This is a genomic window from Methanobrevibacter sp. 87.7 (assembly GCF_002208625.1).
Taxonomy (GTDB): Archaea; Methanobacteriota; Methanobacteria; order Methanobacteriales; family Methanobacteriaceae; genus Methanarmilla.
Window position 1 is genome coordinate 1 of the sequence record NZ_MRCT01000125.1, and the last position, 5,586, is coordinate 5,586.

Below are 5,586 nucleotides of genomic sequence, written 5' to 3' on the forward strand. Positions count from 1 at the left end.
TTTTAATATAATATCTAATTATATTTATTTATAATCTAAATAATCAGTTCTTTATTTAAAAATTCATGATTTTACAATTGTTTAACTTTTCATATGTCTATTCATTCAATTGTATTATTAAAAATAAGTTTTAAATATGTACACATAATCATATAAAGTCTTTTTAAGTAGAATTTACTAATATCTTATCATGGAACATCAATGTACTACTGAAAAATCAAAAGAATATCATACTGAAGCAAAATCACATATTCTAGTAACTTTCTTTTTAAGTCTTATATTTAATTTTATTATAATATTTGGTGGAATATACACTAATAGTGTAGCAATTGTTTCTGATGCTATACATGATTTAAGTGATACATTCTGTCTTTTAGTATCATGGTTCCTTGAAAAATATTCACTTAAAAAGAAAAATGATAAATATACTTATGGATATCAAAGATTATCTGTTCTTGGTGCAGTTATAACTTCTTGTGCTGTAATTTTTGCATCTATAATTGTTATTTATGAATCATTAACTCGTTTACTTACTATAGTTACTCCTGATGCAAAAGGAATGTTTGTATTTGCTATTATTGGAATTGTATTTAAAGGATACTCAGTATATAAAGTATATAAAGGACAAACATATAATGAAAAAGCTATTAGTTATCATATGTTTGGTGATGTATTAAGATGGGTTGCTATTTTAGTATTAAGTATTCTCTTAATGTTCTGGAATTTAGCTATTTTAGATCCTATAATATCACTTCTTATTGCTATATGGTTAATCTATGCATTAGGTAAAACATTAGTTGATAGTTTTAGAGTTTTACTTCAGAAAGTTCCAAGTAATTATAGTTTTGATAAATTAAAAGAAGAAATTTCAGAAATTGATGGTGTTGAAGAAGTTGTTGATTTACACTTATGGAGTCTTGATGGTATAGATCAAATTATTACTGCAAAACTTAGGGTTAACACTAAAAATTGTAATGATTTAGCAGATATTCGTCATAAAGTTGACCATATCTCTGGAGAGTTCAATGCTTCTGAAAGTACTGTTGAATTTATTTTTAATTGATTTTTTCTTTTATTTTTTATTTTATGATATAAACTATTTACTTATATTAAAATAACTTTTTTTTAATTTTTAATTTTTATTTAGAACTAGCTTTTTTTATTTAAAAGTAATTTTTTTATTTAGGAAGTATTTTTTTTTATTCAAAGACAATTTTTTTATGAATTATTTTTTATTGATTTAGTCTTTTTATTTAAAAGTAATTTTTTAATTTTTATTTAATTTCTATTTATTCTAATTTTTTTTAATATTTTTAGTTAGATATATAATATAATGATTATATATTAATATTATAATTAATTTTTATTTTTTTAAAAAAATTATGGTGTAATTATGAAAAGAATGCATGCAAACATTTTAGTATTGGTTATAATTGCATTGATTGCTTTTGGTGTAGCAGGTATATGTGCATCATTTACAGGTTCATATGTTAATCCTTATTTACCAAAAATGGAGCATAAGTCAGAAAAATTAAATGTAATTTCTGAAGGTAATTTTACACCTGAACAAATAAAAACAGTTAAAGAAGTTAAAAAAACTCCTACTGTAAATAAAACTGTTAACAATACAACTATTGTTAAAAATGAATCAAAAGATAATAAATCTGCAAATACGAATAACAGTAATAACAATAATAATCATAATGGTAATAACCAAAGTGCTGCAGGTAGTCCTCAATTTGAGGATTTTGATTATTAATTTTTAAAAACAGTTTATTTTTTTTATCTTTGATTTATTTTTTATTTTTTTTTTATAAATTTTTTATGTGATATTATGTTTAAAATTAGTGTAACACCTTTATTTGGAGATACAGATGCTTTAAGACATGTTAATAATAATGTTCTTGGAAGATGGTTTGAATTAGCACGTAATGATATTTTTAAATTATTTGTTCCAGATCTTAGTACAAGTTATGATGATTGGAATCTTATTATGCTTAAAACTGAATATGAATTTTTATCTCAAATATTCTATGGTCATGATGTTGAAATAAGAACTTATGTTTCAAGAATTGGTCATAGTTCATTTACAACTTACCATGAAGCATGGCAGAATGGTATATTATGTGCTAAAGGTAAAGCTACAATGGTTCATTTTAATTTTAATACTCAAAAATCAGTAAATATTCCTGATGATATAAGGAAAAAATTAGAAGAACACTTCTATGATGAAGAAAAAGAATAAAATTAATTTTTTATTATTTATTTTAATTTTTTATTAGTATTTCTGTTTTTTAAGTATTTTTATTCTTTTATTATTTTTATTTTTCTTTAAATTTTTTTAATTATTACTATTTTTATCGATATAATTTTTATAAAATTAGAAATATTTATATACTTTAATATATAACTTTTATATATCGGAATATGGTTTCCGTTTTTCGATATGAAAAGTTTTTAGTTGAAAATTTTTTTATAGAATATCAAGAGTTTAGGCTCTATATTTAAATTTTGTTTAAAAAAGTTTTTTTTTCGTTTTTAAAACCTTTTTAAATTCCCTTTGTTTTTAGTTTATTTATAGGGCCTAAACTCTTTAGTTTAATATATTTGTTATTGAGGTTTAATTTGAATATAAAATTTTTCTTAAAAAGTTTTAAATGTATTAATTAAATTCCCTTTGTTTTTTTATTTTATATTCAAATTTAAATCTTAATTAACCGTATTTTATAAAATTAGTTGTTTTTTTAATTTAATTCTTAATTAACCGTATTTTATAAAATTAGTTGTTTTTTTAATTTAATTTAGTAAAAATTTAAAAAATAGTTTTTTAGCAAATATTAACTGGTTTTTTTATTTTTATTTAGTATAAATTGTTAATATTAACTGTTTATTTAATTGTATATTATTTAATTTAATATAAAATATTTTTAATAATATTATACTTATTTTAATAAATATAATATTAATTTAAATTAAGTATTTTGAGGATAAGCAATACCTATGATGTTATCTTTACTTGTCCAAGTTTTAATACCTTCAGTTTTGTAAATTTCACCATTAATGTTTTCATAGCTTATTTTTTTATTATCACTTGTTAAGTAAACTTCTTGTCCTTTAATATCACTAACTCTTTTAATAATAGTTCCATATTCTGGAGTTTCTGCAACTACACATTCTCCAATGGAAATATTTTTAGTTTTATTTACTATAACATATTCTCCATTTTGAAAAGTTGGTTCCATTGATGTTCCACGAACTTTACAAAGTGTTGATAAGGTATTATCTCCAAATTCTGAATGGAAATTTACTTTAACATCTGTATATCCATACTTTTTAGCAATATCTGTTATATTATTTTGAATAGTATCTTTAGTACTATTTTCACTAATTAATTCTTTTTGACAATATGCACTTATTTCATTGCTCATTTGATTATTGTCATGATTTATAGGAAGTCCTAATATTTGTATAGTTCCACCAGTTCCATTTGAATCAATATTAACTTGACATGTATTATTAAATACAGCAAATATTCCAATTATTATTAGAATAATTATTATAATTAAAAGAATACTCTTTTTACTCATATTCTCACTATTTATATTTAAATTAGCTATTTTTATATAATAATTTTTATTAATATCTTATTTGATAAGTAGCTATTTATTCTGTATCTGGTTTTGGTAAGTCATCATCGTCAATGATATTTGTGTTTAATAACATTTTCATAGTTTCAATATCTAATTGTCCTGGAGCAGTAACATCTCGTCCTGCTGCAAAGGTTATTGGTGAATTAAATTTAGATGCCATTACTCTTGTATATGATCCAAGTTCTCCCATTGATATAGCAATTGTATCATCACAACTTGATAATATTGCAAGAATTACTAATGTATCTTCTAATGTTTGTGGCATAACTGCAATTTTTGCAATGTCTCCAACTTGTTTTTCTTTTTTAACAATATACATTAAGTCACTTAACTCTGGTGTTTTTTCAAAGTCATGATAGGAAATAATAGTTTTGACTCCAGTATCTTTAATCTTTTCAATGTATTCATCGTTTGTTTGGAGTTCAATATCAATATATTCAACATAAGGTTCAACTGCTAGAAGTAAATTTATTCTTTCTTCTTCAGTTCCTTTGAAGTTTCCACCTTCAGAATCAATTCTATTAGTTGCAATAGTTGGAAAATTTATAGTTTTTATAATATCTATAAGAGTTTCACTATCAGGATTTTCCATTGCATCTATTCTAAATTCTAATATATCTGCTCCTTTTCTAATACAATCTTTTGCCACTTCTATTGCACTATCTTTATCTTTTTGAGCAATTGGAATTGCTATTTTTGTCTGTGAATACATTGAATCATCTTAACTATTTCTTATTATCTTTAAAATTTTTAAATTAGATTAATTTATTTAAAAATTAAGTTATGAATCTTTATAATTTTAATTATTCGTATTAGTTTTTAAATCTAAATTTTAATATTTTATATTTTTTTATTTAATCTAATTTTATCTTAAAGATTATTTAGATTTAAATAAATATTATATATTATTTTAAATCATCTTAATTAATATTATATATTAATTTTATATAATTATAAAATTTTCTTATATTATGATTAATTTTTAATTTAATATTTAGCTATTTTTAGTTTATTGAATTTTTTTTTTATTTTACTTTAAACTTTTTTATAAAATAATAAATATTAAAAAATTTAGAAATATAATTAATTATTAAAATTTATGGGGCGTTATATGAAACTTACAACTATTGGTGCAGATATATCTTCTAATGATGTTTCTTGTAGTCAATCTTTAATTGATAATATTAAAAAGGATATTCCAAAACTTGTAGAATTAGGTGCATATAAAGCTGCACTTACTAATGTTACAGGTGATGATATAGTAATTGCAGCATATGTTGAAGATGATTTACTTGAAACAGTTAATCAAGGAATTATTGATATTATGAGGAATAATGCTGAAAATCCTGGAGATTTAGATGGAATATCTACAGATAAAAATCATGCTGGGGAAGGTGTTTCTTATTCTCAAGTTGATATTCACGATGATATTTATCCAGATGCTGTTATCTTACACTTTGATACATATGGTGGAGAAGAATTTGTAGAAAATGTTGCTAATTCTGCAATTGATGCAGCTCGTGGCCTTAAAGATGTTAATGATGTATGTGATTATATTGGAGGAAAAATACGTGAAATTCCTGGTGTAGGTTATGTTTCTAATGAAACTGATGATCCTGTAATTTGTGCATCTATTAATGGTATGGAATCAGTTGGTACTGTAGCATTTACAATGATTGGTGCAGCATTAGGTTGTAAAAATACTTATCTTGTAAAAAGTGCAACTCCATGTAATGTAATTCCTGGAAGTGTTATTGTTAGTGCTACTGCATTTATGAATGGTAATGTTCTAGATTTAGCTGTACCTTTTGAAAATAAAACTAGAATTTTAAGATAATTTAAATTTGATTTATAATTTTTTTATATTACTTTAATTGTTTTAAGATAATTTAAATTTGATTTATAATTTTTTATATTACTTAAATTATTTTAAGGT

At 22.0% G+C, this 5,586-nt stretch carries 6 protein-coding genes; 4 read left to right on the forward strand and 2 right to left on the reverse strand.

Annotated elements, in window-relative coordinates:
• The first annotated feature begins 190 nt into the window (after positions 1 to 190).
• From BGI41_RS06355 to BGI41_RS06365, 3 genes are all read left to right on the forward strand, one after another.
• Positions 191 to 1,063: a cation diffusion facilitator family transporter gene (locus BGI41_RS06355; protein ID WP_088539615.1), complete on the forward strand. Its 873-nt coding sequence runs from the start codon at positions 191 to 193 to the stop codon at positions 1,061 to 1,063.
• A gap of 330 nt (positions 1,064 to 1,393) precedes the next feature.
• A complete protein-coding gene (locus BGI41_RS06360; protein ID WP_088539617.1) occupies positions 1,394 to 1,759 on the forward strand; it encodes a hypothetical protein in 366 nt (121 codons plus the stop codon).
• Between the two features lie 75 nt (positions 1,760 to 1,834).
• Positions 1,835 to 2,245, forward strand: a complete 411-nt coding sequence (locus tag BGI41_RS06365) for a thioesterase family protein (RefSeq protein WP_088539619.1) — start codon at positions 1,835 to 1,837, stop codon at positions 2,243 to 2,245.
• Between the two features lie 727 nt (positions 2,246 to 2,972).
• Here BGI41_RS06365 and BGI41_RS06370 read toward each other — a convergent pair.
• Entirely contained in the window at positions 2,973 to 3,587 is a 615-nt protein-coding gene (locus BGI41_RS06370; protein ID WP_088539621.1) for a S24/S26 family peptidase, read from the reverse strand.
• 76 nt (positions 3,588 to 3,663) lie between these two features.
• Positions 3,664 to 4,362 (reverse strand): type I 3-dehydroquinate dehydratase, encoded by a 699-nt coding sequence (gene aroD / locus BGI41_RS06375; protein ID WP_088539623.1) that lies wholly within the window; start codon positions 4,360 to 4,362, stop codon positions 3,664 to 3,666.
• A 399-nt stretch (positions 4,363 to 4,761) separates the two neighbouring features.
• On the opposite strand from aroD, the gene BGI41_RS06380 reads away from it, so the two are divergent.
• The gene (locus BGI41_RS06380; RefSeq protein ID WP_088539625.1) at positions 4,762 to 5,487 is read left to right on the forward strand and encodes a hypothetical protein; all 726 of its coding nucleotides are present in this window, start codon (positions 4,762 to 4,764) and stop codon (positions 5,485 to 5,487) included.
• Positions 5,488 to 5,586 lie beyond the last annotated feature (99 nt).